Annotated in this window: 22 protein-coding genes; 11 read left to right on the top strand and 11 right to left on the bottom strand. The window is 61.6% G+C overall.

Annotated features, from left to right (window positions below; all coding sequences use genetic code 11):
• Nucleotides 1-246 precede the first annotated feature (246 nt).
• From GDV60_RS02865 to pilM, 8 genes are all read right to left on the bottom strand, one after another.
• The gene (locus GDV60_RS02865) at nt 247-1,821 is read right to left on the bottom strand and encodes an SPOR domain-containing protein (protein WP_104911419.1); all 1,575 of its coding nucleotides are present in this window, start codon (nt 1,819-1,821) and stop codon (nt 247-249) included.
• A 10-nt stretch (nt 1,822-1,831) separates the two neighbouring features.
• Nucleotides 1,832-2,932 carry a 3-dehydroquinate synthase gene (gene aroB / locus GDV60_RS02860; protein WP_092232911.1) on the bottom strand — a complete coding sequence of 367 codons (1,101 nt, stop codon included), beginning with the start codon at nt 2,930-2,932 and terminating at the stop codon, nt 1,832-1,834.
• Nucleotides 2,933-3,079: 147 nt separating this feature from the next.
• The gene (aroK, locus tag GDV60_RS02855; RefSeq protein ID WP_029296072.1) at nt 3,080-3,598 is read right to left on the bottom strand and encodes a shikimate kinase AroK; all 519 of its coding nucleotides are present in this window, start codon (nt 3,596-3,598) and stop codon (nt 3,080-3,082) included.
• A 4-nt stretch (nt 3,599-3,602) separates the two neighbouring features.
• Nucleotides 3,603-4,934 (bottom strand): type IV pilus secretin PilQ, encoded by a 1,332-nt coding sequence (locus GDV60_RS02850; RefSeq protein ID WP_092232908.1) that lies wholly within the window; start codon nt 4,932-4,934, stop codon nt 3,603-3,605.
• 69 nt (nt 4,935-5,003) lie between these two features.
• Nucleotides 5,004-5,519: a pilus assembly protein PilP gene (locus tag GDV60_RS02845; protein ID WP_159906210.1), complete on the bottom strand. Its 516-nt coding sequence runs from the start codon at nt 5,517-5,519 to the stop codon at nt 5,004-5,006.
• On the bottom strand, nt 5,516-6,136 hold the full coding sequence (locus tag GDV60_RS02840) for a type 4a pilus biogenesis protein PilO (protein WP_104911417.1): 621 nt from the start codon (nt 6,134-6,136) through the stop codon (nt 5,516-5,518). Before GDV60_RS02840 ends, GDV60_RS02845 begins: the two co-directional genes overlap by 4 nt.
• On the bottom strand, nt 6,133-6,684 hold the full coding sequence (locus tag GDV60_RS02835) for a PilN domain-containing protein (protein ID WP_029296063.1): 552 nt from the start codon (nt 6,682-6,684) through the stop codon (nt 6,133-6,135). Before GDV60_RS02835 ends, GDV60_RS02840 begins: the two co-directional genes overlap by 4 nt.
• Nucleotides 6,684-7,337, bottom strand: a complete 654-nt coding sequence (gene pilM / locus GDV60_RS02830; protein ID WP_133714080.1) for a type IV pilus biogenesis protein PilM — start codon at nt 7,335-7,337, stop codon at nt 6,684-6,686. Before pilM ends, GDV60_RS02835 begins: the two co-directional genes overlap by 1 nt.
• A gap of 220 nt (nt 7,338-7,557) precedes the next feature.
• Here pilM and GDV60_RS02825 point away from each other — a divergent pair, with 220 nt between their 5' ends.
• Nucleotides 7,558-10,002: a penicillin-binding protein 1A gene (locus GDV60_RS02825; RefSeq protein WP_371128933.1), complete on the top strand. Its 2,445-nt coding sequence runs from the start codon at nt 7,558-7,560 to the stop codon at nt 10,000-10,002.
• Between the two features lie 181 nt (nt 10,003-10,183).
• On the opposite strand, the gene GDV60_RS02820 is transcribed toward GDV60_RS02825, so the two are convergent.
• The 3 genes from GDV60_RS02820 to rpmE all read right to left on the bottom strand — a co-directional run bounded on the left by GDV60_RS02820 (nt 10,184) and on the right by rpmE (nt 12,686).
• A complete protein-coding gene (locus GDV60_RS02820) occupies nt 10,184-11,452 on the bottom strand; it encodes a malic enzyme-like NAD(P)-binding protein (protein ID WP_159906208.1) in 1,269 nt (422 codons plus the stop codon).
• Nucleotides 11,453-11,634: 182 nt separating this feature from the next.
• Nucleotides 11,635-12,441, bottom strand: a complete 807-nt coding sequence (locus GDV60_RS02815) for a thermonuclease family protein (RefSeq protein WP_159906206.1) — start codon at nt 12,439-12,441, stop codon at nt 11,635-11,637.
• Nucleotides 12,442-12,455: 14 nt separating this feature from the next.
• Nucleotides 12,456-12,686: a 50S ribosomal protein L31 gene (gene rpmE, locus GDV60_RS02810; protein WP_029296053.1), complete on the bottom strand. Its 231-nt coding sequence runs from the start codon at nt 12,684-12,686 to the stop codon at nt 12,456-12,458.
• Nucleotides 12,687-12,888: 202 nt separating this feature from the next.
• Between rpmE and GDV60_RS02805 the strand changes: the two genes are divergently transcribed.
• The 10 genes from GDV60_RS02805 to GDV60_RS02760 all read left to right on the top strand — a co-directional run bounded on the left by GDV60_RS02805 (nt 12,889) and on the right by GDV60_RS02760 (nt 25,879).
• Nucleotides 12,889-15,108, top strand: a complete 2,220-nt coding sequence (locus GDV60_RS02805; protein WP_029296049.1) for a primosomal protein N' — start codon at nt 12,889-12,891, stop codon at nt 15,106-15,108.
• A 203-nt stretch (nt 15,109-15,311) separates the two neighbouring features.
• Nucleotides 15,312-17,048 carry an arginine--tRNA ligase gene (gene argS / locus GDV60_RS02800; RefSeq protein WP_029296047.1) on the top strand — a complete coding sequence of 579 codons (1,737 nt, stop codon included), beginning with the start codon at nt 15,312-15,314 and terminating at the stop codon, nt 17,046-17,048.
• A 1-nt stretch (nt 17,049) separates the two neighbouring features.
• A complete protein-coding gene (locus tag GDV60_RS02795) occupies nt 17,050-17,751 on the top strand; it encodes an SPOR domain-containing protein (RefSeq protein ID WP_029296044.1) in 702 nt (233 codons plus the stop codon).
• Between the two features lie 255 nt (nt 17,752-18,006).
• Nucleotides 18,007-18,537: an ATP-dependent protease subunit HslV gene (gene hslV, locus GDV60_RS02790; protein WP_017738857.1), complete on the top strand. Its 531-nt coding sequence runs from the start codon at nt 18,007-18,009 to the stop codon at nt 18,535-18,537.
• Nucleotides 18,538-18,575: 38 nt separating this feature from the next.
• Nucleotides 18,576-19,913, top strand: a complete 1,338-nt coding sequence (hslU, locus tag GDV60_RS02785) for an ATP-dependent protease ATPase subunit HslU (RefSeq protein ID WP_029296041.1) — start codon at nt 18,576-18,578, stop codon at nt 19,911-19,913.
• Nucleotides 19,914-20,081: 168 nt separating this feature from the next.
• A complete protein-coding gene (locus GDV60_RS02780) occupies nt 20,082-20,459 on the top strand; it encodes a gamma-butyrobetaine hydroxylase-like domain-containing protein (RefSeq protein WP_159906204.1) in 378 nt (125 codons plus the stop codon).
• A gap of 249 nt (nt 20,460-20,708) precedes the next feature.
• The gene (gene phaC, locus GDV60_RS02775) at nt 20,709-22,388 is read left to right on the top strand and encodes a class II poly(R)-hydroxyalkanoic acid synthase (protein WP_029296037.1); all 1,680 of its coding nucleotides are present in this window, start codon (nt 20,709-20,711) and stop codon (nt 22,386-22,388) included.
• A 195-nt stretch (nt 22,389-22,583) separates the two neighbouring features.
• Nucleotides 22,584-23,441 carry a poly(3-hydroxyalkanoate) depolymerase gene (gene phaZ / locus GDV60_RS02770; RefSeq protein ID WP_029296035.1) on the top strand — a complete coding sequence of 286 codons (858 nt, stop codon included), beginning with the start codon at nt 22,584-22,586 and terminating at the stop codon, nt 23,439-23,441.
• Nucleotides 23,442-23,543: 102 nt separating this feature from the next.
• Nucleotides 23,544-25,226, top strand: a complete 1,683-nt coding sequence (gene phaC, locus GDV60_RS02765) for a class II poly(R)-hydroxyalkanoic acid synthase (protein ID WP_029296033.1) — start codon at nt 23,544-23,546, stop codon at nt 25,224-25,226.
• A 32-nt stretch (nt 25,227-25,258) separates the two neighbouring features.
• Nucleotides 25,259-25,879 carry a TetR/AcrR family transcriptional regulator gene (locus GDV60_RS02760; RefSeq protein ID WP_092232884.1) on the top strand — a complete coding sequence of 207 codons (621 nt, stop codon included), beginning with the start codon at nt 25,259-25,261 and terminating at the stop codon, nt 25,877-25,879.
• Nucleotides 25,880-25,912 lie beyond the last annotated feature (33 nt).

The following is a 25,912-nucleotide window of genomic DNA, read 5'->3' as shown; positions in this document are numbered from 1 at the left end:
GAGGTCATTGTACACACCGACACAGACGCCCACAAATTTGGCGACGAACTGTCGCAAATCTATGTCGCATTTATGAAAGGTTTAAAGCGATATGCTGTGCTAGTCAAAACTTTTTTAATTTCGACCGCCGCTACTCAAAAGCTACTGTGACGCAGACACCACAAAGCGCGCGGCCTTCAGGGCTGCACGCTGTTGTCGTTTTTTTTGAGGTGCTGGGAGGGCGACCTGGGTAAGGTCGCCGGATCTTCAGCGAGTTGTTGCGAGTTCTTGTTGAACGCTGGCAACAGTGCGAGGCCAAGGTTTACCAGCCTGAACCTTCGCTGGCAAGGCCTTGATCGCGGAATCGGCTGCCGCGCGGCTCGCGAAACTACCGTAGGTGATCACGTAGAGAGGCTTGCCGTTGAGCACTTTCTTGAAATAACGGTACTCGCCGCCCTGCTCTTTCACGAACGCCTGGGCGTTGGCTTCGGAGCTGGTGCCGAGGATCTGCACCACGTAGTTCTTGGCCGGCTGGCTACCGTACCAGCCACTGCCGGCAGCGGCCTTGGCCACGGTCACCGGTTTTTCAGCAGGCTTGGCGACAGGCGCTGGCTTGGCCGCAGGGGCTGGCGTCGGCTTGACCACTGGCGCCGGGGCTGGCTTGGCGGTGGCGACCTGGGTCGGGGCAGGCGTTGGCGTGGCCGCAGGCACAGGTGCAGCGCTGGCTGTTGCGCCCGGTGGTGGAGCCACGGTGGTAACGGTTGGTGGCGTGGCGCTGGAGCCTTCTACCGGCACACCGTCATCGCCTTCGGAAATGGCACCGGCTTCTTCTGCCAGCGGGCCACGCATGACCGGCTGGCCGACCATCGGCAGGTTGGTAGGCTGGCCGGACCCGGCAAACTCAACGGCTGGTGCGCCATTGGTCGTGGGCTTGCCCAGTGGCAATTGGGCCTGCTCGGTGGGTGCGCCCGGAGCGGTCGGGGCCTTGCTGCGGCCAGGAATCAGCCAGGCGGCGGCAACGGCAACCACGACAACAGCAGAAATCGCCAGTACGTGTTTCTTCGGCATGGTGAACCCCATCTTTGGACGCTTAACCGCAGAGCGGCTGGCAATCATTGCTTCAATCATCGCATCCCGGGCCACCTGGTTGATGGTGCCAGGCCAGCCGTCGGAGCTTTCGTGAATATCAGAGATCTGCTGGGCGGAGAAAAGTTCGATGCCCTGGCCAGCACCTTCAAGGCGCTGGGCCAGGTACTCGCGGGTTTCTTCTTCTTCGTAGGGCTGCAATTCGATGACGTGAAACAGCTCTTGCTCGCCACTGAGCTGCTCAAGATCGGCAATCAGCGAGGCCTCACCGAACAGGAACACATGGGGACGACCTTCCGGCGTACCCGCCGCCAGCGCCAGCAAGGCTTCGAGGGCAGACTCGTCGAGCTGCTCGGCGTCGTCCACCAGCAGGTAGACTTCCTGGCCGGTCAGCCCCAGTTGCACGACTTGCTTGAGAATCGCAGTCGGCTCGGCATTGGCCACGTCCAGCGCCTGGGCAACCTGGCGCAACACGCCTGCCGCATCGCCGGCGCCACGGGCGGAAACCACCACGCTCTGCACCGATTGCTTGTTGGTGCTGGCCACCAGCGCCTGGCGCAGCAGGGTCTTGCCGCTGCCCAAGGGGCCGGTGACCACCAGCAGCAACTGGCTGTAGCGCGCCAGGTGGTGCAACTGCCCAAGCACCGGCTTGCGCTGTGCAGGGAAAAACTTGAAACCGGGGACCCGTGGCGCAAAAGGGTCATGGCTCAACTGGTAATGGCCGAGGAAAGCCTCGTCGGCATGCAAACTAGTCATCGGGATCTGGTTAACCTTTCAGCTGGGCCAGGGCGCGGTAATCCGCTCCCAGCGTGGCCTGTAGAATCTCTTTCGGATAATCGTCGGTCACTACCGCTTCGCCCATTCGGCGCAACAGCACCAGACGCAAACGACCATCGATCACTTTCTTGTCTATCGCCATATGTTCGAGGAAGTCAGCCTCGGTCATTTCCTCGGGAGGAATGACCGGCAACCCGGCGCGCTGGAACAGGCGGATACCGCGGTCACGCTCTTGGACACTGATCCAGCCCAGGCGTTGCGACATCTCCAACGCCATCACTGTGCCAGCCGCTACAGCCTCGCCATGCAACCAGACACCATAGCCCATGTGGGTTTCAATCGCATGGCCGAAGGTGTGGCCCAGGTTCAAGGTGGCGCGCACGCCCGACTCACGCTCGTCGGCATTGACCACCAGGGCCTTGGCCGCGCAGGAGCGGGAGATAGCCTCGGTCAGCGCCACCTGGTCCAGGTTGCGCAAGGCATCGACGTGTTCTTCAAGCCAGGTCAGGAACGGCTCGTCACAGATCAACCCGTACTTGATGACTTCCGCCAGGCCCGCTGACAGCTCGCGGGGCGGCAAGGTATTGAGGGTAGCAGTATCGATCAGCACGGCATTAGGCTGGTAGAACGCGCCGACCATGTTCTTGCCCAGGGGATGGTTGATGCCGGTCTTGCCGCCCACCGACGAGTCGACCTGGGACAGCAGGGTGGTCGGCACCTGGATAAAGTCCACGCCACGCTGGTAGCACGCGGCCGCAAAACCGGCCATGTCGCCGATCACGCCGCCGCCAAGGGCGACCACCGTGGTACGCCGGTCATGGCGCGCGGTGAGCAGTCCGTCAAAGATCCGTTGCAGGGTTTCCCAGTTCTTGAACGCTTCGCCGTCGGGAAGAATCACCGAAATCACCGAATACGCTGCCAGGCTGCGACTCAGACGCTCAAGGTAGAGCGGCGCCACTGTCTCGTTGGAGATGATCGCCACTTGTCGCCCGGCAATATGCGGTGCGAGCAACTCGGGCTGGTCCAACAAACCTTCGCCAATATGGATCGGGTAGCTACGCTCGCCAAGATCGACCTTAAGTGTCTGCATGTGTCCCCGCGCTGAAGATGGAAGCAGGCGTCCTGCCCTGTATTAACGTTGTCGGCACCGTCGAGATCGGACGCTGCCTGATGGCTCTACGCCACACCTCGGACGGTTGCAACGCGTTGCCGAGGATAGCGCATTTCGGCCCTGGCTTTAACGGGGCGCAAGTTGCTGCAAGCGCTCGAGAATGTCGATTACGACCATGCGCGGCGGCCGTTCATCGGTTTCCACCACCAGATCGGCGATTTCCCGATAAAGCGGATCGCGCAGCGTCAGCAAGTCCCGCAGGGTTTTCTCGGGGTTGGCGGTGCGCAGCAATGGCCGGTTGCGATCACGTGCGGTGCGCCCGACTTGCTGCTCGACCGACGCATGCAAATAGACCACCCGACCGCCGGCATGCAGCGCCCGCCGGTTTTCCTCGCGCATCACCGCACCGCCGCCGGTGGCCAATACCACGCCATCGCAGCCGCACAGTTCGGCAATCATCGCCTGCTCGCGGTCACGAAAGCCCAGTTCGCCTTCCTTATCGAAGATCCACGGGATATTGGCGCCCGTGCGCAATTCAATTTCCTTATCGGAGTCTTTGAATGGCAGGCGCAGCTCTTTGGCCAGCAAACGGCCGATGGTGCTTTTTCCAGCCCCCATCGGCCCTACAAGAATCAAATTTCGCACAGAATCAACGACTCACAGCAATCGCCTGGTTATTCATAATACGCGGAGTCAGGAATACCAGCAGCTCGGATTTTCTTTGGGCAACGACATCACGCCGGAAAAGGCGGCCAAGATACGGCACATCGCCCAAAAATGGCACTTTATCTACCACCTTGCTTTGGTTTTTGGAGAAAACCCCGCCCAGGACGATGGTCTCGCCGTCCCTGACCAGAACCTTGGCCGTGACCTCGTTCTTCTTGATCGGCGGCACATCGTTGAGTTTGTTCAGGTAGTCCGGCTCATCCTTGGTCACCCGGACCTCCATGATGACCTGGTCATCCGGGGTGATTTGCGGCGTCACCTCCAAAGAAAGCGAGGCCTCCTTGAACGACACCGACGTCGCACCCTCGGCAGTGGCTTCCTGGTAGGGGATCTCGGTGCCCTTGAGAATCCGCGCGGTCTCCTTGTTGGAAGTGACCACCTTGGGCTGGGAGATCACCTCGCCATTGCCGCCTTTTTCCATGGCTGTGAGTTCCAGGTCCAGCAGCACGTTATCGGTGATAAACGCGATGCCCAGACCAGAGCTTGCGTTGACCACGCCCAGGTCAACGAACGGCGAGCTATCGGGCGGCTCGCCCTCGCCGGACGGGCTTTTACCAACCCCACCCCCGCTCCAATGACCTTTATTGCGCAACAACCCACCCCAGCGCACGCCCACGCTTTTGTCATAGTCGACATTGGCCTCGACTATCCGCGCCTCGATCATCACCTGGCGCACCGGGATATCCAATTGATTGACGATGCGCCGCAGCTCCTCCAGGCGCTCCCCCGTCTGGTAGGCAATGATGTTGTTGGTACGGTCATCTACCGTCACCGAACCACGCTCATCGGCCACACCCTCAGGCCCGCTCACCGACTGGAACAGCTTGGCCAACTCGGCCGCCTTGGCGTAATTGACTTGCAGCAGCTCCCGCCGCAAGGGCGCCAGCTCGGTCATCAGCTTGCGCGACTCCAAGGCCAGCAGCTCACGGGCGGCCAGTTCCTCAGCCGGCGCCACCAGCAGCACATTGGCCGTCACCCGCTTGTCGAGCCCCTTGGCTTGCAGCACCAGGTCCAGGGCCTGATCCCAGGGCACGTCCTTGAGCCGCAGGGTGATCGAGCCCTGCACATCATCACCGGCCACCAGGTTCAGGCCAGCCACGTCGGCAATCTGCTGCAGGACTGCGCGGACCTCGATGTCCTGGAAGTTGAGAGAGAGCCTGTCACCGCTATAGGCCCCTCGTCCGGCGCCCAAAGGCGAAGCACCAGGGGGTGGCAACTGAATCAGGTCAATCCGCTTGGGCACAGCCTCAGTCATCGGTGCCGTGAACGCTATCCATAGCGCCACACCGAAGGACGAAATAATCCTTTTCATTTTTTGCTTCCGTTATGAATTCACGTTCAACACCAAGGTGCGCGGGCGCTCAAGCCAGGCACCCTCACCGTCGGAAAAAAGTTCGACCAGCTCCAACTGCCCCTCATGGATCGCCACGACACGCCCATGGTCGGCCCCCAGGTAATCTCCCACCGCCAGGCGATGAACACCTGCGGCGCCACGCAGCAGGGCAAATGTCTGCGCGCCCAACGACAAGGTGCCGACCATCTGGAACTGGTCCACGGCAAACCCTTCGAGAAACTGCCGGGGGCGGTCGAAGTCCGGCGCAGGTCCGGCTTTGCCGGTGGGTCGACTGGCGGGCTGGTCCGGTGGCTGGAAGGGATCACGCACGGGTGGCGAGCTGGAGACAACCCGCAGCCCCGGCAATGCTGTGGGCGTTTCGTCAGCAAGAGGTACCACCTGCTGGCGAATCAATTGCAACTCGTCGTTCAGCGCCTGCAACTGCGGGTCACGCTCGCACCCCGCCAGAAGCAGCAGACCCAGGCCCGTAACCATGAGGCGGTTCATGGCAATGCTCCCTGGTTGCTGTACCTGTAGGTCTTGGCAAGCATCGTCAGGCTCAGCAATGCGCCATCCTGTGGACTCACAGGGCGAATGACAAAGTCATGCAGGGTTACGATATGCCCCAACCCAGCCACCCCGCTGATGAAAGCCAACAGGTCGTGATAGGTGCCAAGCAGCCTGAGCTGCATCGGCCGCTCGACGAACACGGGCTGCACCTGCTCGTCCAGCACGCTGAGCTGCTCGACCAGCACCCCGCTGGCTTGCCCCAGCCGGGCGAAGTCTTCCAGCAGGCCAGGCATCTGCGTCAGCGTGGGCATTTGCCGCAACTGCTCGTTGAAGGCGATGCGCAAGTTCTCAAGCTCACGCGCCACCCCGTCATATTGCGCGGCTTGCCGGGCTTTGGCAGCAAACTGCTGGCGCAGCGCTACTTCCCCTGCTTCCTGGCGTTGCAACACCTCGCGGGCGCCGCCCAGGTACACCGCATCCCCCGCCAGCAGTAGCAGCAACGCAAGCACCGCGCCCACCAGAAGCCTGCCAGCCAACGGCCAGCGTGCGATGTTGCAGTACAGCGTGGAGAGTTGTGGGAGTGCCAGCCCTGACAGACTGGACCAAAGACTCACCGCTGCGTCTCCAGGTGCTCCCCATGGTCCACCATCAACTGGAAGGCGCTGCCTGCACCACCCTCTTCGGCCCGGACATGCCGCAGATTGGGCGCGCGCAGCGTGTTGGAAGCCTCCAGGCTGCGCATCAGCCGGGCGACATCATCGCTGGACACTGCCGTGCCAGTGACCTCCACCGATGTGCCACTGACGCTGACCTCGCTCAGTTGGACGCCATCCGGCATCGCCCGGGCCAACTGGTCGAACAACTCCTGGCCGGATGCGCGATGCCCCTGCAGGTCTTCGACCACTTTCATCCGCTCCATCAGTTGCTGACGCTGTTCGCGCAGTTCGTCGATGGTCTTGATCCGCGAGTCCAATACCGTGACTTGCTTGCTCAAGTGATTGTTACGGGCCACTTGTCGATCAATCGCCCGATCAATGACCCGGTCGGCCAGCCATACCGCAGCCAATGCAATAGTGGTGATCAGCAACAGAAAAATCAGGAAAAACCTGCGACGGCGCTCAGCGCGCTCTTCACGCCAGGGTAAAAGGTTGATTCTTGTCATCAATCGAAACTCCTGAGGGCCAAACCGCAGGCGACCCGCAATCCCTGGGCATCGGCTGCCCATTGTGCACTATTGATCCCACTCCCCGGCGCTATCCGGGCGACCACCTGGTCGGTCATCCGCGCCACGGCAAACGCCTCTACATCCACCACTCGCGCAACCAGGCCAGCCATGGCCAATACCGCTTCGCGCGCTTCCACCTGCTCCTTGAGGCACGCCACAAGCAGCACATCAACATAACCGGGTTCATGAGCCGATGGGCCCTGCACCTGAAAATCAATGGCAACCTCATCCAACGGATAAGGAATGTACTGGTCGGCTTCACAGCGCAAGCGCTGCTCCATCTCGTCGGGCTCAAGCCCAGCCTCCAGCGCAACCACCCGGCTGATCACCGCAGGGCCCGCCACGGCAACCGCCGCCTGCGTGACCTGGATCTGCGCCCGGAACAATGCCTTGGAAATGGTCTGCGCGACAACCTCCAGATCAACGATATTACTGTCGACCACCGCATGGCCCGGCAAAGGCTGGCTTGCATACGCGCGCACGGCATAGCCTTCGCCGGCGCGGGCCAGCTCTAGTACGTTGATGCCGCTGTCCTGGATGTCCACACCCAGTACGGTTTTGGCTTTTCGCCTGAAAAATCCCTTTCTCATAAAACTCCCTAAAGCTTTGCCTGTCTCAGGGCTGGTCAGTTCCGGGTTTGATGCATTCGGTCGGCTCGGTTGAGCGGCGCCCATGACGCCCCGAGGCGAAAAATGCTTTAATGCCCAGCGTTTTTTCCCGCTTTTTATCCGCAGGTCGGGTCGATACATTCCTAGTCATGCCTATCCCGACACCTAACTCATTCTTTTCTCTGGAAATCCAAAAGCCTTGATTCGTCTGCTGAAGTTTTTCGGGTACTCCTTCGTCGCTATCGTTTGCGGGCTGCTGCTCGTGTTCAGCGGCGCCTATCTCTACCTTAGTCCTGGATTGCCCTCGGTAGAGGCCCTGAGAAGTATCCAGTTGCAGATTCCTTTGCGGGTCTACAGCAGCGATGAAAAACTGATCGCGGAGTTCGGCGAAATGCGCCGCACCCCGATCCGTTTCGCCGATATTCCGCCCAACTTCATCAATGCCCTGCTCTCGGCCGAAGACGATAATTTTGCCAACCACTATGGCGTGGACCCCAGCAGCCTGGTGCGCGCGGCCACACAACTGGTAAAAAGCGGACACATTCAATCGGGCGGCAGCACCATCACCATGCAGGTGGCGAAGAACTTCTTCCTCACCAGCGAGCGCAGCTTCTCGCGCAAGGCCACGGAAATCCTCCTGGCGCTGCAGATCGAACGCCAACTGACCAAGGATGAAATCCTTGAGCTGTACGTCAATAAGATCTACCTGGGCAACCGCGCCTACGGGATCGAGGCGGCGTCCCAGGTGTACTACGGCAAGTCGATTCGTGACGCCAGCCTGGCACAAATGGCAATGATTGCCGGCCTGCCCAAGGCGCCGTCGCGCTTCAACCCGCTGGCCAACCCGGCCCGCAGCAAGGAACGTCGCGACTGGATCCTGGGGCGCATGTACAAGCTGGGCAAGATCGACCAGAACGCTTATGAAACGGCGGTGGCCGAGCCGTTGAACGCCAGCTACCACGTACCGACGCCAGAAGTCAGCGCACCGTACATCGCCGAGATGGCCCGCGCCGAAATGGTCGGCCGCTATGGCAGCGACGCCTACACCGAAGGTTTCCGCGTCACTACGACAATTCCAAGCAATTTGCAGGAAATCGCCAACAACGCTGTGCATGAAGGGCTGATCACCTACGACCAGCGCCATGGCTACCGTGGGCCGGAATCACGCCTGCCGGGCAAGACCCTGAGCGCCTGGACGGTCGAACTGGGCAAGCAGCGCTCCATCAGCGGCCTGGATCCGGCCATCGTCACCCAAGTGAAGAAAGATGGCGTGCAGGTGCTGACCCGCAGCGGCGAAGAACATGTGGCATGGGACAGCATGAAGTGGGCGCGCCCCTTCCTGAACACCAACAGCATGGGGCCGATGCCCAAGCAGCCGTCGGACGTGGCCCAGGTCGGTGACCTGATCCGCGTGCAGCGCCAGAAGGACGACAGCCTGAAATTCAGCCAGGTCCCGGTCGCCCAGGGCGCCCTGGTATCCCTGGACCCGCAGAACGGTGCGATCCGCGCCCTGGTCGGTGGCTTCGCCTTCGAGCAGAGCAACTACAACCGCGCCACCCAGGCCAAGCGCCAGCCGGGTTCCAGCTTCAAGCCATTTGTCTACAGTGCCGCGCTGGATAACGGCTATACCGCAGCCAGCCTGGTCAACGACGCGCCTATCGTGTTTGTCGACGAGTACCTGGACAAGGTCTGGCGCCCGAAGAACGACACCAACACCTTCCTCGGCCCGATCCGCGTGCGCGAGGCGCTGTACAAGTCGCGCAACCTGGTGTCGATCCGCTTGCTGCAGGCGATGGGCGTGGGCAAGACCATCGACTACATGACCCGCTTTGGCTTCAACAAGCAGGACCTGCCGCCCAACCTGTCTCTGGCCCTGGGCACCGCCACCCTCACCCCGATGGAAATCGCGACGGGCTGGAGTACGTTTGCCAACGGCGGCTACAAGATCACGCCGTACCTGATCGACAAGATCGAGAGCCGCAACGGCGACACGCTGTTTGTTGCAAACCCGCCGAGCGTGCCCAACGGTGTCGCCGCCAGCGATGGCCTGGCCGCACCCGCCAACGGCGGCATCACCATCGAGCCCGTGCCCGGCGCTGCGCCCGCCGACGCTGCCGCAGCCGCCCCGCAAACACCGGCGGTGGCTGAGCGCGTGGTTGACGGACGTACCACCTATATCCTCACCAGCATGCTGCAGGACGTGATCAAGCGCGGCACCGGCCGCCGTGCGCTGGCCCTGGGCCGCACGGACCTGGCGGGCAAGACCGGTACCACCAACGAATCCAAGGATGCGTGGTTCTCCGGCTACAACGCCGACTACATCACCACCGTCTGGACCGGTTACGACCAGCCAGAAAGCCTCGGTCGCCGCGAATACGGCGGCACCGTCGCGCTGCCGATCTGGATGAGCTACATGGGCGGCGCCCTCAAGGACAAGCCGGCGCACACCCAGGCCGAGCCGGAAGGCATCCTGAGCCTGCGCATCGACCCGATCAGCGGCCGCGCTGCAACACCTGGCACGCCGAATGCGTACTTTGAACTGTTCAAGAGCGAAGACACGCCGCCGTCGATGAATGAACTGGGCAATGGCGTGGCACCGGGCAGCCCGTTGCCGGCGGATGAGTCGGCGCCGATCGATCTGTTCTGATTAACACAGACCCCCTTGTGGGAGCGGGCTTGCTCGCGAAGGCGGTGGGTCAGTCACCAAAAATGCCGACTGATCCACCGCCTTCGCGAGCAAGCCCGCTCCCACAAGGGGTTATGTGTAGAGCCACAAAAAAGCCCCGACTCGCAAGAGCCGGGGCTTTTTGTTGGTGCGCTACAACGGCTTAGCCGTTGAACACATCATCCACGCTTTGCAGCGGGTAGTTCTTCGGATACGGCAGGGTTGCCACACCTGTCTCGATGGCGGCCTTGGCCACGGCATCGGAGATCACGGTGATCAGGCGCTTGTCCATTGGTTTCGGGATGATGTACTCACGGCCGAATTCCAGCTTGCCGCCACCGTAGGCGTCGCACACGTCCTGGGGTACCGGCAGCTTGGCCAGTTCACGCAGGGCATTGGCGGCAGCCACTTTCATCTCTTCGTTGATACGCTTGGCGCGAACGTCCAGGGCGCCACGGAAGATGAACGGGAAGCCCAGTACGTTGTTGACCTGGTTCGGGTAGTCCGAACGGCCAGTTGCCATGATCACGTCGTTACGGGTGGCGTGCGCCAGTTCCGGGGCGATTTCCGGATCAGGGTTCGAGCAGGCGAACACGATCGGGTTGGTCGCCATGGACTTCAGGCCTTCGGCGCTCAGCAGGTTCGGGCCGGACAGGCCGACGAACACGTCAGCACCGTCCAGTGCGTCTGCCAGGGTGCGCTTGGAGGACGGGTGGGCAAACATCGCCTTGTACTGGTTCAGGTCGGTACGCTCGGACTGGATCACGCCCTTGCTGTCGACCATGTAGATGTTTTCAAGGCGCGCGCCCATGCTCACGATCAGCTTCATGCAGGAGATGGCCGCAGCGCCGGCGCCCAGGCAGACGATCTTCGCGTCGGACAGGGTTTTGCCAGCGATTTCCAGGGCGTTGATCATGCCGGCCGCGGTAACGATCGCGGTGCCGTGCTGGTCATCGTGGAAAACCGGGATGTCGCACTGTTCGATCAGGGCCTTTTCGATCTCGAAGCACTCAGGTGCCTTGATGTCTTCCAGGTTGATGCCACCGAAGGTGATGGAGATGCGCTTGACGGTGTCGATGAAGGCCTGCGGGCTTTCGGAGTCGACTTCGATGTCGAAGACGTCGATGCCGGCAAAGCGCTTGAACAGTACGCCCTTGCCTTCCATCACTGGCTTGGACGCCAATGGGCCGAGGTTACCCAGGCCAAGAATCGCGGTGCCATCAGAAATCACTGCAACCAGATTGCCCTTGCCGGTGTATTTGTAGGCCAGTTCGGGATCGCGGGCGATTTCACGCACGGGCTCGGCTACACCGGGGCTGTACGCCAGCGACAGGTCGCGTGCGGTAGCAGTGGCTTTGGTGAGCTCGACACTCAGCTTTCCTGGACGAGGATGGGCATGATATTCGAGAGCGGCAGTTTTCAAATCAGACATATCGGCATTCCGCTTTTTACTGTTGGACGACGGATCGCCGAGGATACTCGCCTCGCAAAGTCCCCACAAGACTGAGCAGTCACAGGTGTCAAGGGCCCTACCCTACGACTTTCGGCCAAGAGCCACGGGATACAAGGCCTACAACTGTTCACAATCGATAGAAAAAATGTCTACAATTTTTCTTATTGTGCCAATTGCAGCATGCCGGGATCGGTCAACGGGAGCAGCCAACGCGCCTGGCCACTTTTCAGGCCGCCACGCCGGGAGCGGTCCACCACCCAGCCACGGGCCTCGATATCCTGGCCTTGCAGGCGCCGGAGCAAGGCGTCATCGAATTGTCCGACAAGATTGGGTGCAACCCGTAATACCAGAGAGCCCTGCAATTCGATCCAGATCCCGCCACGATTGCGTTCGACCTTGCTTACGCGGCCACTGACCACGGCAAAGCCCGACTGCCTGATTTGCTCGGCTTTGTGCACGGGCGACTGGCGCCACAGGCCCAACCTGGCAGCCCGCGCACTGCGTTCGGCCGCTTGCTGGCAGGCGACCAAGTCGACATTGGGCGCCACCGCCACCAGGAATCCGAGGCCCTCGGCGAGCAGTTGGGCCTCCAGGTTTGCGCCGTTGGCCCCATAAAGATGGGCCAGGGTCCGCCCGTAACGGTCCTTGCCCTCACGGCCCGGCACCACCCCGACCCGACCACCACTGGTATCCACCAACCCTTGCAGGCGTTGGCGCGCCGCCACGGCGAATGGCTCGTCCGGGCGGCCTTTCTTGCCGGTCTCCGGGGCATTGACGCCGATCATCCGCACACTGCGGCCGTCCTTGAGGCGGACGGTGTCGCCGTCGACCACGCGCTGCACCTCGAAGGTACTGATCGCTGCTGGGGCGGGGCAAAACACCTCGGCCTGGGCGGCCGACAGCCAAATCGCAGGCACAAAAAAGGCGCCCGCAAGGGACGCCTTTTTCATTAGCAGGTAAAAGCCCATCAGGCTTTTGAACCTTACTCTGCAGCAGCTGGAGCTTTCTTGCCGAAAGCACCGAAACGGTCGGCGAAGCGCTGTACACGGCCGCCAGTATCCAGAGTCTTCTGCTTACCGGTGTAGAACGGGTGGCACTCGTTGCATACGTCAGTACCCAGTGGCTTGCACAGGTTCGAACGAGTTTCGAACTTGTTGCCGCAGCTGCAAGTAACTTGGATGGTTTCGTACGCTGGATGGATATCGGCTTTCATGGTGTCTTCCTCAGGCTAGCGTGCCGCCACTCGACACTATTGTCGAATACCGCACGTAATTAGGCCGCGGATTCTACCAGAGCTTTTTAAACGCGCAAGCGCCGCCATGCCCCCTTTCATCAGAAACTGTGGCAGGACACTCCCCTGCGGGTCTGCTAGGCTCGCGCCCTTCTTCACCGCCTGCCATATGAGAATTTCCCGCGTGCCCGACGCCATTTTGCGCCTCGCCCTGCCCTCGCCCCTGCGCCGCCTGTTCGATTATCGGGCGCCTGCCGGTGTGGTGCGGGCGCAGCTGCAGCCGGGGATGCGCGTGCGCGTGCCGTTCGGCCGGCGGGAGATGATCGGGATCCTGATCGAAGTGGCGGACCACAGCGAAGTGCCAGCAGAAAAGCTCAAGCCGGCCCTGGCCATCCTCGATGCCACGCCACCGCTGCCGGCGTCGCTGTTCAAGCTGTGCCTGTGGACCTCCCAGTATTACCAGCACAGCCTGGGCGACACCTTGAGCTGGGCCTTGCCGGTGTTGTTGCGCCAGGGCGAATTGGCCGAGGCCCGCCAGGAGCGTTTCTGGTCGATGGCCCCCGGCGCGCGCCTGGACGACCCGCGCATCGCCCGCGCCCCGCGCCAGCGTGAAGCCCTGGCCACGCTGGCGCAGCACCCCCACGGCGTTGCCCATCAGTTGCTGAGCAAACTGATGTTGAGCAAGGACAGCCTGGACCTGCTGCTGGCCAAGGACCTGGTGCAAGTGGAAATCCGCCGCCATGCCCCCGGCGAGCGCCATGAGCACTGGCTGGCCCAACCGGAACTGCCGCTGAACCCGGAACAGCGCGCCGCCTTTGAAGCCATCAGCGCTGGCGCCGACAGCTTCCACGCGTTCCTGCTGGCCGGCGTCACCGGCAGCGGCAAGACCGAAGTCTATTTGCAGTTGATCCGCGAAACCCTGGAAGCCGGCAAGCAGGCGCTGGTGCTGATCCCCGAGATCAACCTCGGCCCCCAGACCCTGGCGCGCTTCGAGCAGCGCTTCAATGCGCGGATTGCCCTGGTGCACTCGGCCGTCAACGACCGCGAGCGCCTGGAGTCCTGGCTTGCCGCGCGGGACGGCGAGGCCGACATTATTATCGGCACCCGCTCGGCGCTGTTCACGCCGATGAAAAACCCCGGCCTGATCATCATCGACGAAGAACACGACGGCTCCTACAAGCAGCAGGAAGGCCTGCGCTACCACGCCCGCGACCTGGCCCTGGTGCGCGCACGCCAGGAAAACATCCCGATTGTGCTGGGCTCGGCCACGCCCTCCCTGGAGAGCCTGCACAACGCCTATACCGGGCGCTACGGCCTGCTGCGCCTCAACGAACGGGCGGGCGGTGCCAAGCAACCGCGTTTCCTGCGCCTGGATGTGAAAAGCCGGCCACTGGACAGCGGTATTTCCGGGCCGATGCAACAAGCCATCGGCCAGACCCTGGCTGCCGGCCAGCAAGTGCTGGTGTTCCTCAATCGCCGGGGCTTTGCGCCGACCCTGCTGTGCCACGACTGCGGCTGGATGTCGGAATGCAACCGTTGCGACGCGCGGATGACCGTACACCAGCGCTCCGGCGAGTTGCGCTGCCACCACTGCGGCCATGTGGAACGGGTGCCACGCCATTGCCCGCAATGCGGCAAAGTCGACCTGCGGCCAGTAGGCGCAGGCACCGAGCGCGCCGAGGAGCGCCTGGGGATTCTGTTTCCGGACTTCCCGGTGCTGCGTGTAGACCGCGACAGTACGTCGCGCAAGGACGCGATGAACCAGTTGTTCGCCACCATCCAGAAAGGCCAGCCGTGCATCCTGGTCGGCACGCAGATGCTTGCTAAAGGCCATCACTTCCCACGCGTGACCCTGGTCTCGATCCTGGATGCCGATGGCGGGTTGTTCTCCGGGGACTTTCGCGCCAGTGAACGCATGGCACAACTGATCGTGCAGGTCGCAGGCCGCGCCGGGCGTGCCGAGGAACCGGGCAAAGTGATCATCCAGACCCACTTGGCCGACCACCCACTGCTGATTCAACTGACAGAACAAGGCTACTTCGCCTTCGCCGAGCAGGCGCTGAGCGAGCGTCGCTCCGCCGGCCTGCCGCCTTTTGCGCACCTCGCACTGTTACGCGCCGAAGCCCATAAGCCGGGGCAGGCCGAAAGTTTCCTGGATGAAGCGTGCAGCGCGGCTGAACGTTTGCTCGGTGAGCTGGGTCTGAGCGGCATCGAGTTGCTGGGCCCTGTGCCAGCACCGATGGAACGGCGCGCCGGGCGTTATCGCGCACAGCTCCTGTTGCAAGCCACCGCCCGCGCACCGCTGCATCGGCTATTAAGTAGCTGGTTGCTTGCGCTGGAGCAAATGCCCAGCGGGCGACAGGTGCGATGGTCGTTGGATGTCGATCCGGTGGATTTGTACTGAGAGATAAATTGCTATCGCAGGCAAGCCAGCTCCCACATTTGAACGGTGAACGCCGTCAAATGTGGCAGCGGGCTGGCCTGCGATAAGGGCCGCAGGTCCGCCAACTGGTCTGAATGGTTGGCAAGCCCGCCCTCGCACCGGATAATGTCCAGTTTTTCCACCTGCGCATCGCGCACCGCCGCTTGCGGTCGAAAGAGAACACCATGAAAGACACAATTCGCCAGTTGATCCAACAAGCCCTCACCCAACTCGTCAACGAAGGTGTGTTGCCTGAAGGCCTGACGCCGGCGATCCAGGTGGAAAACTCTCGAGACAAGACCCACGGTGACTTCGCCAGCAACATCGCAATGATGTTGGCCAAGCCTGCTGGCATGAAACCGCGGGACCTTGCGGAAAAAATCATTGCCGCACTGCCGGCCGACCCGCAGGTGAGCAAGGCCGAAATCGCCGGCCCCGGCTTTATCAATATTTTCCAGAACACCCAGGCCCTGGCTTCACGCCTGGACGCCGCCCTGGCCGACGCCAAAATCGGCGTACGCAAGGCCGGCCCGGTACAGCGTGTGGCCATCGACCTGTCGGCCCCCAACCTGGCCAAGGAAATGCACGTTGGTCACCTGCGCTCGACCATCATTGGCGACGGCGTGGCGCGGGTCCTGGAGTTCCTCGGCGATACCGTGATCCGCCAGAACCACGTGGGCGACTGGGGCACGCAATTCGGCATGCTGATGGCGTACCTGCAAGAAAACCCCATCACCAGCAACGAGCTGTCGGACCTGGAAAACTTCTACCGCGCCGCCAAGAAGCGCTTCGACGAATCCGAAGAGTTCGCCAACCGCGCCCGTGGCCTGGTGGTCAAGCTGCAGGCCGGCGACCAGGAATGCCTGGAACTGTGGGCACGCTTCCGCGATATTTCCCTGTCCCACTGCCAGAAAATCTACGAACTGCTGAACGTCAAGCTGACCATGGCCGACGTCATGGGCGAAAGCGCCTACAACGACGACCTGATCAATGTGGTCAACGACCTCAAGGCCAAGGGCCTGCTGGTTGAAAGCAACGGCGCCCAGTGCGTGTTCCTCGACGAATTCAAGACCGCCGACGGCGAGCCGCTGCCAGTGATCATCGTCAAGGCCGATGGCGGTTATCTGTATGCCACCACTGACCTCGCGGCCGTGCGCTACCGCAGCGGCGTGCTCAAGGCCGACCGTGCGCTGTATTTCGTCGACCAGCGCCAGGCCCTGCACTTCCAGCAAGTGTTCGAAGTGGCGCGCCGCGCCGGTTTCGTCACCCACCCGATGCACATGGAACACATGGGCTTCGGCACCATGAACGGCGCCGATGGCCGTCCGTTCAAGACCCGCGACGGCGGCACCGTGAAGCTGATCGACCTGCTGAACGAAGCCCAGGAGCGTGCCTACAACCTGGTGAAGGAAAAGAACCCGGAACTGGCCGATGCCGACCTGCGCAACATCGCCCGGGTGGTGGGGATTGGCGCGGTGAAATACGCCGACCTGTCCAAGCACCGTACCAGCGACTACAGCTTCAACTTCGAGCTGATGCTCAACTTCGAAGGCAACACCGCGCCGTACCTGCTCTATGCCTACACCCGTGTGGCGGGCGTATTCCGCAAGCTGGGCAAGGATTTCAGCGAAGTCGACGGCCAGATCATCCTGCAAGCGCCGCAAGAGCATGACCTGGCCGCCAAGCTGGCGCAGTTCGGCGAAGTGCTCAACAGCGTGGGCGAGAAAGGCACGCCGCATATCCTGTGCACCTACCTGTATGAAGTCGCCGGGTTGTTCTCCAGCTTCTACGAGAACTGCCCGATTCTGAGTGCCGACGACGAAACGCAAAAGCAAAGCCGCCTGCGCCTCGCCGCACTGGCTGGACGGACCCTCAAGCAAGGCCTGGAACTGTTGGGCCTGGAAACTCTGGAGCGTATGTAAGTTGGCAGCCAAGAAAAAACCTGCACCCAAGCGCGGCGCCAGCCGCTACCAGGCACCGGCCAAACAACCGATCCCGGGCTGGATGTGGCTGGCCATCGGCCTGTCGGTCGGTGCGTTTATCGTGTTCCTGATGAAACTGGAGCCGGGCCAGGGTGAAGACGTCAAGCGGGTCAAGCAGGAGCAACAGAAGGCCAGCAAGATCGCCGAAGCGAACAAGACGCCACCGAGCCCGACCGCGCCTGTGAAGCCGAAATACGACTTCTACACGCTGCTGCCGGAGTCGGAAGTGATCGTGCCGCAAGACGCCGTGCCGGAGAAAACCCTGCCGACACCGCAGGTGCCGACCACCCCGGTAACCCCGGCGGAAGCAGCGAAGATCGACACCGCGCGCGCCCAGGCGGCACTGGCCGGGATTACCCCGCCGCCGGCACCACCGGTCGCCACCACCAAGGCGGCGCCGGTGACCAAGTTCTTCCTGCAGGCGGGATCGTTCCCCAAGCAGGCGGATGCCGATCGGGTGCGTGCGCAGATCATCCTGCTCGGGCAGACGGTGACGGTGGAGTCCGGGACGGTGAAGGAGGCGACCTGGTATCGCGTGTTGGTCGGGCCGTTCAGCAACCGTGAACAGCTGACCGTGGCGCAGAAACAACTGGCGGGTGCTGGCTTTAGCAACCTGTTGTTACAACAACGCCAGAGCCGCTGATCCACAGTCAACACGAATCAAATGTGGGAGCTGGCTTGCCTGCGATAGCGGTGTATCAGTCAATATTTTCAGTGACTGGTACACCGCTATCGCAGGCAAGCCAGCTCCCACACTGGTTTTATAGTGCGCTCAAGCCTGTGCCAGCCCGCTAGACACCACTCGTGCGCGTATGCGTCCTACGGTTGAAATCTCCCTCGCCACCCCCATATGAGTTCCATCAGGGCATTTTCGCCCCGCAGCGTGGAGACTCTCCCCTTGACCACCATCGTTTCAGTTCGTCGCCACGGCAAAGTCGTCATGGGCGGCGACGGCCAGGTTTCCCTTGGCAATACCGTGATGAAAGGCAACGCCAAAAAAGTGCGTCGCCTGTACCACGGCCAGGTCCTTGCCGGTTTTGCAGGGGCCACCGCTGACGCCTTTACCCTGTTCGAACGCTTTGAAGGCCAACTGGAAAAACACCAGGGCCATCTGGTGCGCGCCGCTGTCGAGCTGGCCAAGGAGTGGCGCACCGATCGCTCCCTCAGCCGCCTCGAGGCCATGCTCGCCGTCGCCAACAAAGACGCGTCCCTGATCATCACCGGCAACGGTGACGTGGTTGAGCCCGAGAACGGCCTGATCGCAATGGGTTCCGGCGGCGGCTACGCCCAGGCCGCAGCCAGCGCACTGCTGAAGAAAACCGACCTGTCGGCCCGGGAAATCGTCGAGACCGCCCTGGGTATCGCCGGCGATATCTGCGTGTTCACCAACCACAACCTGACCATTGAGGAGCAGGACCTCGCGGAATAAGCCGTCGGCTTTTTCCTGCTTGAGGACCACACACCACTATGTCCATGACTCCCCGCGAAATCGTCCATGAACTCAATCGCCATATCATCGGCCAGGACGATGCCAAGCGCGCCGTTGCCATCGCCCTGCGTAACCGCTGGCGCCGGATGCAACTGCCCGAAGAATTGCGCGTTGAAGTAACGCCCAAGAACATCCTGATGATCGGCCCGACCGGTGTCGGCAAGACCGAGATCGCGCGTCGCCTGGCCAAGCTGGCCAACGCGCCGTTCATCAAGGTCGAAGCCACCAAGTTCACCGAAGTTGGCTATGTGGGCCGTGACGTCGAGTCGATCATCCGTGATCTGGCCGACGCCGCCCTGAAGCTGCTGCGCGAACAGGAAATGACCAAGGTCAGCCATCGCGCTGAAGACGCTGCCGAAGAGCGCATCCTCGATGCCCTGCTGCCACCGGCACGTACCGGTTTCAATGAAGACGCCGCTCCCGCCTCGGATTCCAACACGCGCCAGCTGTTCCGCAAGCGCTTGCGTGAAGGCCAGTTGGACGACAAGGAAATCGAGATCGAAGTCGCCGAACACGCTGGCGTCGACATCTCCGCTCCGCCTGGCATGGAAGAAATGACCAGCCAGTTGCAGAACCTGTTTGCCAATATGGGCAAGGGCAAGAAGAAAAACCGCAAGCTCAAGGTCAAGGACGCCCTCAAGCTGGTGCGCGACGAAGAAGCCGGGCGCCTGGTCAACGAGGAAGAACTCAAGGCCAAGGCCCTGGAAGCCGTCGAGCAGCACGGTATCGTGTTTATCGACGAGATCGACAAGGTGGCCAAGCGGGGTAACTCCGGGGGCGTCGATGTGTCCCGCGAAGGCGTACAGCGCGACCTGTTGCCGCTGATCGAAGGCTGCACGGTGAATACCAAGCTGGGCATGGTCAAGACTGACCACATCCTGTTTATCGCGTCTGGCGCGTTCCACCTGAGCAAGCCAAGCGACCTGGTGCCGGAACTGCAAGGCCGCCTGCCGATTCGCGTGGAACTCAAGGCGCTGACCCCTGGCGATTTCGAGCGCATTCTCAGCGAACCGCACGCCTCGCTCACCGAGCAATACCGCGAGCTGCTGAAGACCGAAGGCCTGGGCATCGAGTTCCTGCCGGACGGTATCAAGCGCCTGGCGGAGATTGCCTGGCAGGTCAACGAGAAGACCGAGAACATTGGCGCCCGTCGCCTGCATACCTTGCTTGAGCGCTTGCTGGAGGAAGTTTCCTTCAGCGCCGGCGACATGGCGGGCGCGCAGAATGGCGTGGCGATCAAGATCGACGCCGACTACGTCAACAGCCACCTGGGCGAATTGGCGCAGAACGAAGACTTGTCTCGTTATATCCTGTAAGCCTGTGGGAGCGGGCTTGTGTGGGAGCTGGCTTGCCTGCGATGAGATCACTGCGGTGTTTCTGACACCCCGCGGCGATCTCATCGCGGGCAAGCCCGGCTCCCACACAAGCCCGCTCCCACATTTTAAAGCCGGTTCCTTCAGGATCATCCATGAGCGGTTCCCCCAATGTCTAAAATGCCCACCGCCATCAACCTGCACAAAGCCTCCAAGACCCTGTCGCTGACCTACGGGCCGGACGAGGTCTATCACCTGAGTGCCGAACTGCTGCGGGTGCACTCGCCTTCCGCCGAGGTCCAGGGCCACGGCAATCCGATCCTGCAATTCGGCAAGCTCAATGTCGGCCTGACCAAGATCGAACCCGCCGGGCAGTACGCACTGAAATTGACCTTCGATGACGAGCATGACAGCGGACTGTTCACCTGGGACTACCTCTACCAACTCGCCGTACGTCAGGACGCGTTGTGGGCCGACTATCTTGCCGAGCTCAAGGCGGCCGGAAAAACCCGCGACCCGAGCCAGTCCGTCGTCAAGCTGATGCTCTAACTCAGGCTTCTTGCTCATTAGTGGGCATTTTCTAATTTCATCTGCTTGAATGCCCTGTCGTGTGGCCAACGATTGGCCCGCTTGCGCATTAAATAAAACTCGGGTAACCAATGGAATTGGCAAGTTCCCTGCATTTGACGATGTGGTATCAACGGTCACCCGAGCAGCAGTACCAGGCTTGTGTTGTGCCTCGATAGTTGGGGCACAGCGGTACCCGGTACTCGTCTTTCGGACAATGGAGCGTCGTAGATGAGTAATAAGAATAACGATGACTTGAAACGCCAGGCCTCGGAAAACACCCTGGGGCTGAACCCGATCATCGCGTTACGCAAAAAGGATTTATTGGCTTCTGCGCGGATGGTGCTGACCCAGGCCATCAAGCAACCGTTACACAGCGTCAAGCACGTCGCCCACTTTGGCGTCGAATTGAAGAACGTGGTGTTCGGCAAGTCCGAACTTGCCCCGGAAAGCGATGACCGTCGCTTCAACGACCCGGCCTGGAGCCAGAACCCGCTCTACAAGCGCTACCTGCAAACCTATCTGGCGTGGCGCAAGGAATTGCACGACTGGATCGGCGACAGCAACCTGTCGGAACAGGACATCAGCCGCGGGCACTTCGTCATCAACCTGATGACCGAGGCCATGGCGCCAACCAACAGTGCCGCCAACCCGGCCGCCGTCAAACGCTTCTTTGAAACCGGTGGCAAGAGCCTGCTCGATGGCCTCTCGCACCTGGCCAAGGACCTGGTCCATAACGGCGGCATGCCGAGCCAGGTGAACATGGGCGCCTTTGAAGTGGGCAAGAGCCTGGGCACCAGTGAAGGCGCGGTGGTGTTTCGCAATGACGTGCTGGAGTTGATCCAGTACAAACCGATCACCGAGCAGGTGCACGAACGGCCACTGCTGGTGGTGCCGCCGCAGATCAACAAGTTTTATGTATTCGACCTGAGTCCGGACAAGAGCCTGGCGCGCTTTTGCCTGCGCAATAACCAGCAGACCTTTATTGTCAGTTGGCGCAACCCCACCAAGGCCCAGCGCGAATGGGGCCTGTCGACCTACATCGAGGCGCTCAAAGAGGCGGTCGATGTGGTGACCGCGATTACCGGCAGCAAAGACATCAACATGCTCGGCGCCTGCTCGGGTGGCATCACTTGCACCGCGCTGCTGGGCCACTATGCGGCGCTGGGCGAGAAGAAGGTCAACGCCCTGACCTTGCTGGTGAGCGTGCTGGACACCACCCTTGACACCCAGGTGGCCCTGTTCGTCGACGAGCAGACCCTGGAATCAGCCAAGCGCCACTCCTACCAGGCCGGCGTCCTGGAAGGCCGGGACATGGCCAAGGTCTTCGCCTGGATGCGCCCCAATGACCTGATCTGGAATTACTGGGTCAACAACTACCTGCTGGGCAATGAGCCACCGGTGTTCGACATCCTGTTCTGGAACAACGACACCACGCGCCTGCCCGCAGCCTTCCATGGCGACCTGATCGAGCTGTTCAAGAACAACCCGCTGATACGGGCCAATGCCCTGGAAGTGTGCGGTACACCAATCGATCTCAAGCAGGTGACGGCCGACATCTACTCGCTGGCGGGCACCAACGACCACATCACACCGTGGCAGTCCTGCTACAAGTCGGCGCAATTGTTTGGCGGCAAGGTCGAGTTCGTATTGTCCAGCAGCGGGCATATCCAGAGCATCCTCAACCCGCCCGGCAACCCGAAGGCGCGCTACCAGACCAGCGAGAGCATGGGCGAGAAGGCCTTGGACTGGCAGGAAAACGCCACCAAACATACCGACTCGTGGTGGCTGCACTGGCAGGGCTGGATAGGGGAACGCTCGGGCAAGCTAAAGAAAGCACCTACGAGTTTGGGTAACAAGACCTACGCAGCGGCAGAGGCTGCACCCGGCACATACGTTCACGAGCGCTAAGGCAAACACTTTTGCGCGATTGAAATGGGATCAAATGTGGGAACTCGGTCAGGGTGGGAGCGGGCTTGCTCGCGATGCAGGCAACACGGTGTCTCTGTCAGGCCGAGTTGATGCCATCGCGGGCAAGCCCGCTCCCACACAAGCCCGCTCCTACATGGGCCGCATTCCAGCAGTAACACTTCACAGGGTTTGAGCATGCCGCAACCGTTCATCTTCCGTACCATCGACCTGGATGGCCAGACCATCCGCACGGCGGTACGACCGGGCAAGTCTCACTTGACGCCACTGCTGATTTTCAACGGCATCGGCGCCAACCTTGAGCTGGTGTTTCCGTTCGTCCAGGCCCTGGATCCGGACCTGGAAGTGATTGCCTTCGATGTACCGGGGGTCGGCGGCTCGTCGACACCCAGCCGCCCCTATCGCTTTCCCGGCCTGGCCAAGCTCACCGCGCGCATGCTCGATTACCTGGACTACGGCCAGGTCAATGCCGTTGGGGTTTCCTGGGGCGGCGCCCTGGCGCAGCAGTTTGCCTATGACTACCCGGAACGCTGCAAGAAACTGATCCTGGCCGCCACCGCCGCCGGCGCCTTCATGGTGCCGGGCAAGCCAAAAGTGCTGTGGCTGATGGCCAGCCCCCGGCGCTACATCCAACCGTCCCACGTGGTGCGCATCGCGCCAATGATTTATGGCGGCTCGTTCCGCCGGGATTCAAAGCTGGCCGCCGAGCACGCGAGCAAAGTGCGCTCGGCGGGCAAGCTGGGCTACTACTGGCAACTGTTCGCAGGCCTGGGCTGGACCAGCATTCACTGGCTGCACAAGATCAAGCAGCCGACCCTGGTGCTGGCCGGCGACGACGACCCGCTGATCCCGCTGGTCAATATGCGCATGCTGGCCTGGCGCATTCCCAATGCGCAGTTGCACATCATCGACGACGGCCACCTGTTTCTGATTACCCGGGCCGAAGCGGTGGCACCGATCATCATGAAGTTTCTCCAGGAAGAACGCTTGCGTGCGGTGATCCATCCGCAGCCGGCGCCCTACAGCAATACCTGAGCAGTAGCGGGTCAGGACGACCCTTACGCGCAACTTGGCCAGAACCGACTATGGTTCTGAACTGGCGTGCTTGTTGGCGAATTGACGAAGGAGTGTTGACCCATGCGTGACAGACCCGTAAATGTCCCGGCCCCCACACCCGCCGCGTTCATCAATGCACAAAGTGCAATCACCGGCCTGCGCGGCCGGGATCTGCTGTCGACCCTGCGCAGTGTCGCGGCCCATGGCTTGCGCAACCCGTTGCACAGCGCCCGCCATGCCCTGGCGCTGGGTGGGCAACTGGGTCGGGTGCTATTGGGTGAAACCGTACATGAGCCCAACCCCCACGACAGCCGCTTTGCCGACCCCACCTGGAAACTCAACCCCCTGTACCGGCGCAGCCTGCAAGCCTATTTGAGCTGGCAGAAACAGACCCGGCACTGGATCGACGACAGCCACTTGAGTGACGACGATCGCGCGCGTGCACACTTTGTCTTCTCGTTGCTCAACGATGCGGTGTCGCCGTCCAATACCCTGCTCAACCCGCTGGCGATCAAGGAGTTGCTCAACTCCGGTGGCAACAGCGTGGTACGCGGCATGGGCAATCTGTTCGATGACGTGCTGCACAACAACGGCCTGCCGCGCCAAGTCAGCAAGCAGGCGTTTGAGGTGGGCAAGACAGTCGCCACCACGCCAGGCTCGGTGGTGTTTCGCAATGAACTGCTGGAGTTGATCCAGTACAAGCCCATGAGCGAAAAACAGTACGCCAAGCCGCTGCTGGTGGTGCCGCCGCAAATCAACAAGTACTACATTTTCGATTTGAGCCCGGCCAACAGTTTCGTGCAGTACGCCCTGAAGAACGGCCTGCAGGTGTTTATGGTCAGTTGGCGCAACCCGGATGTGCGCCATCGCGAATGGGGCCTGTCCACTTATGTGGCGGCGCTGGAAGAAGCGCTGAATATCTGCCGGGCAATCAGCGGCGCCCGTGAAGTGAACCTGATGGGCGCCTGCGCCGGTGGCCTGACCATCGCGGCCCTGCAAGGCCACCTGCAGGCCAAGCGCCAACAACGCCGGGTCGCCAGCGCCACCTACCTGGTCAGCCTGCTGGACAGCCAGATCGACAGCCCCGCCATGCTGTTTGCCGACGAACAGACCCTGGAGGCAGCCAAGCGCCGCTCCTACCAACAAGGGGTGCTGGATGGCCGCGACATGGCCAAGGTCTTCGCCTGGATGCGCCCCAACGACCTGATCTGGAACTACTGGATCAACAACTACCTGCTGGGCAAGGAACCACCGGCGTTCGACATCCTGTACTGGAACAACGACAACACCCGCTTGCCGGCAGCCTTGCACGGCGATCTGCTGGACTTCTTCAAGCACAACCCGCTGAGCCATCCCGGTGGCCTGGAAGTGTGTGGTACGCCCATCGATTTGCAGAAAGTCACGGTCGACAGCTTCAGCGTGGCCGGGATCAACGATCACATCACGCCGTGGGACGCAGTCTACCGCTCGACCTTGCTGCTGGGCGGTGAAAAACGCTTCGTGCTCTCCAACAGCGGGCACATCCAGAGCATCCTCAACCCCCCGGGCAACCCCAAGGCCAACTTTGTCGAAAACCTCAAGCTGAGCAGCGACCCGCGCGCCTGGTACTACGACGCCAGCCATATCGAGGGCAGTTGGTGGCCGCAGTGGCTTGAGTGGATCCAGCAACGCTCCGGAGTGCAGCGCGAGACCCTGACGGCCCTGGGCAACCAGAACTACCCACCGATGGAGGCGGCGCCCGGCACCTATGTGCGGGTTCGCTGACACCCTGGCCCCTTGAACACTAAGAAGACTGGATGAAAACCCGCGACCGTATCCTTGAATGTGCCCTGCAGTTGTTCAACCAAAAGGGCGAGCCGAATGTTTCAACCATGGAAGTGGCCAATGAAATGGGGATCAGCCCCGGCAACCTCTATTACCACTTCCATGGCAAGGAACCCCTGGTCATCGGGCTGTTCGAGCGCTTCCAGGGCGAACTGGCCCCACTGCTCGACCCACCGGCGCAAGTGCAGTTGGCGCCGGAGGATTACTGGTTGTTCCTGCACTTGATCGTCGAACGCATGGCGCACTATCGGTTCCTGTTCCAGGACCTGTCGAACCTCGCCGGGCGCTTGCCGAAGCTGGCCAAGGGCATTCGCAACCTGCTGACCGCACTCAAGCGCACCCTGGCTTCACTGTTGGCGCGGCTCAAGACCGAAGGCCAGTTGGTCAGCGAAACCCAGGCCCTGGGCCAACTGGTGGAGCAGATCACCATGACCCTGCTGTTTTCCCTGGATTACCAGCGGATTCTTGATCGCGAGGCTGAGGTGCGAGTCGTGGTCTATCAAGTGATGATGCTGGTGGCCCCGCACCTGTTGATGCCCGCACGCTTGGCGACCGAGCGTTTCGCCCTGCGTTACCTGGATGACCCGGTTTGACGGTCAAGGCCGAACCCCGCCTGTGGAAGGGGC

Source organism: Pseudomonas sp. DTU12.1, from assembly GCF_009873475.1.
Classification (GTDB): domain Bacteria; phylum Pseudomonadota; class Gammaproteobacteria; order Pseudomonadales; family Pseudomonadaceae; genus Aquipseudomonas; species Aquipseudomonas proteolytica.
This window is presented reverse-complemented; position numbering and strand designations above follow the sequence as displayed.

Bases quoted from the DNA above. Each gene is read 5' to 3' on its own strand.
- hslU (WP_029296041.1), top strand. From the start codon at position 18,576: ATGTCCATGACTCCCCGCGAAATCGTCCATGAACTCAATCGCCATATC.
- argS (WP_029296047.1), top strand. From the start codon at position 15,312: ATGAAAGACACAATTCGCCAGTTGATCCAACAAGCCCTCACCCAACTC.
- rpmE (WP_029296053.1), bottom strand. From the start codon at position 12,686: ATGAAAGCCGATATCCATCCAGCGTACGAAACCATCCAAGTTACTTGC.
- GDV60_RS02820 (WP_159906208.1), bottom strand. From the start codon at position 11,452: ATGTCTGATTTGAAAACTGCCGCTCTCGAATATCATGCCCATCCTCGT.
- phaC (WP_029296033.1), top strand. From the start codon at position 23,544: ATGCGTGACAGACCCGTAAATGTCCCGGCCCCCACACCCGCCGCGTTC.
- aroB (WP_092232911.1), bottom strand. From the start codon at position 2,932: ATGCAGACACTTAAGGTCGATCTTGGCGAGCGTAGCTACCCGATCCAT.
- GDV60_RS02815 (WP_159906206.1), bottom strand. From the start codon at position 12,441: ATGGGCTTTTACCTGCTAATGAAAAAGGCGTCCCTTGCGGGCGCCTTT.
- GDV60_RS02850 (WP_092232908.1), bottom strand. From the start codon at position 4,934: ATGACTGAGGCTGTGCCCAAGCGGATTGACCTGATTCAGTTGCCACCC.
- phaZ (WP_029296035.1), top strand. From the start codon at position 22,584: ATGCCGCAACCGTTCATCTTCCGTACCATCGACCTGGATGGCCAGACC.
- GDV60_RS02780 (WP_159906204.1), top strand. From the start codon at position 20,082: ATGTCTAAAATGCCCACCGCCATCAACCTGCACAAAGCCTCCAAGACC.
- pilM (WP_133714080.1), bottom strand. From the start codon at position 7,337: ATGAGAAAGGGATTTTTCAGGCGAAAAGCCAAAACCGTACTGGGTGTG.
- phaC (WP_029296037.1), top strand. From the start codon at position 20,709: ATGAGTAATAAGAATAACGATGACTTGAAACGCCAGGCCTCGGAAAAC.
- GDV60_RS02835 (WP_029296063.1), bottom strand. From the start codon at position 6,684: ATGACAAGAATCAACCTTTTACCCTGGCGTGAAGAGCGCGCTGAGCGC.
- GDV60_RS02845 (WP_159906210.1), bottom strand. From the start codon at position 5,519: ATGAACCGCCTCATGGTTACGGGCCTGGGTCTGCTGCTTCTGGCGGGG.
- GDV60_RS02760 (WP_092232884.1), top strand. From the start codon at position 25,259: ATGAAAACCCGCGACCGTATCCTTGAATGTGCCCTGCAGTTGTTCAAC.
- GDV60_RS02865 (WP_104911419.1), bottom strand. From the start codon at position 1,821: ATGACTAGTTTGCATGCCGACGAGGCTTTCCTCGGCCATTACCAGTTG.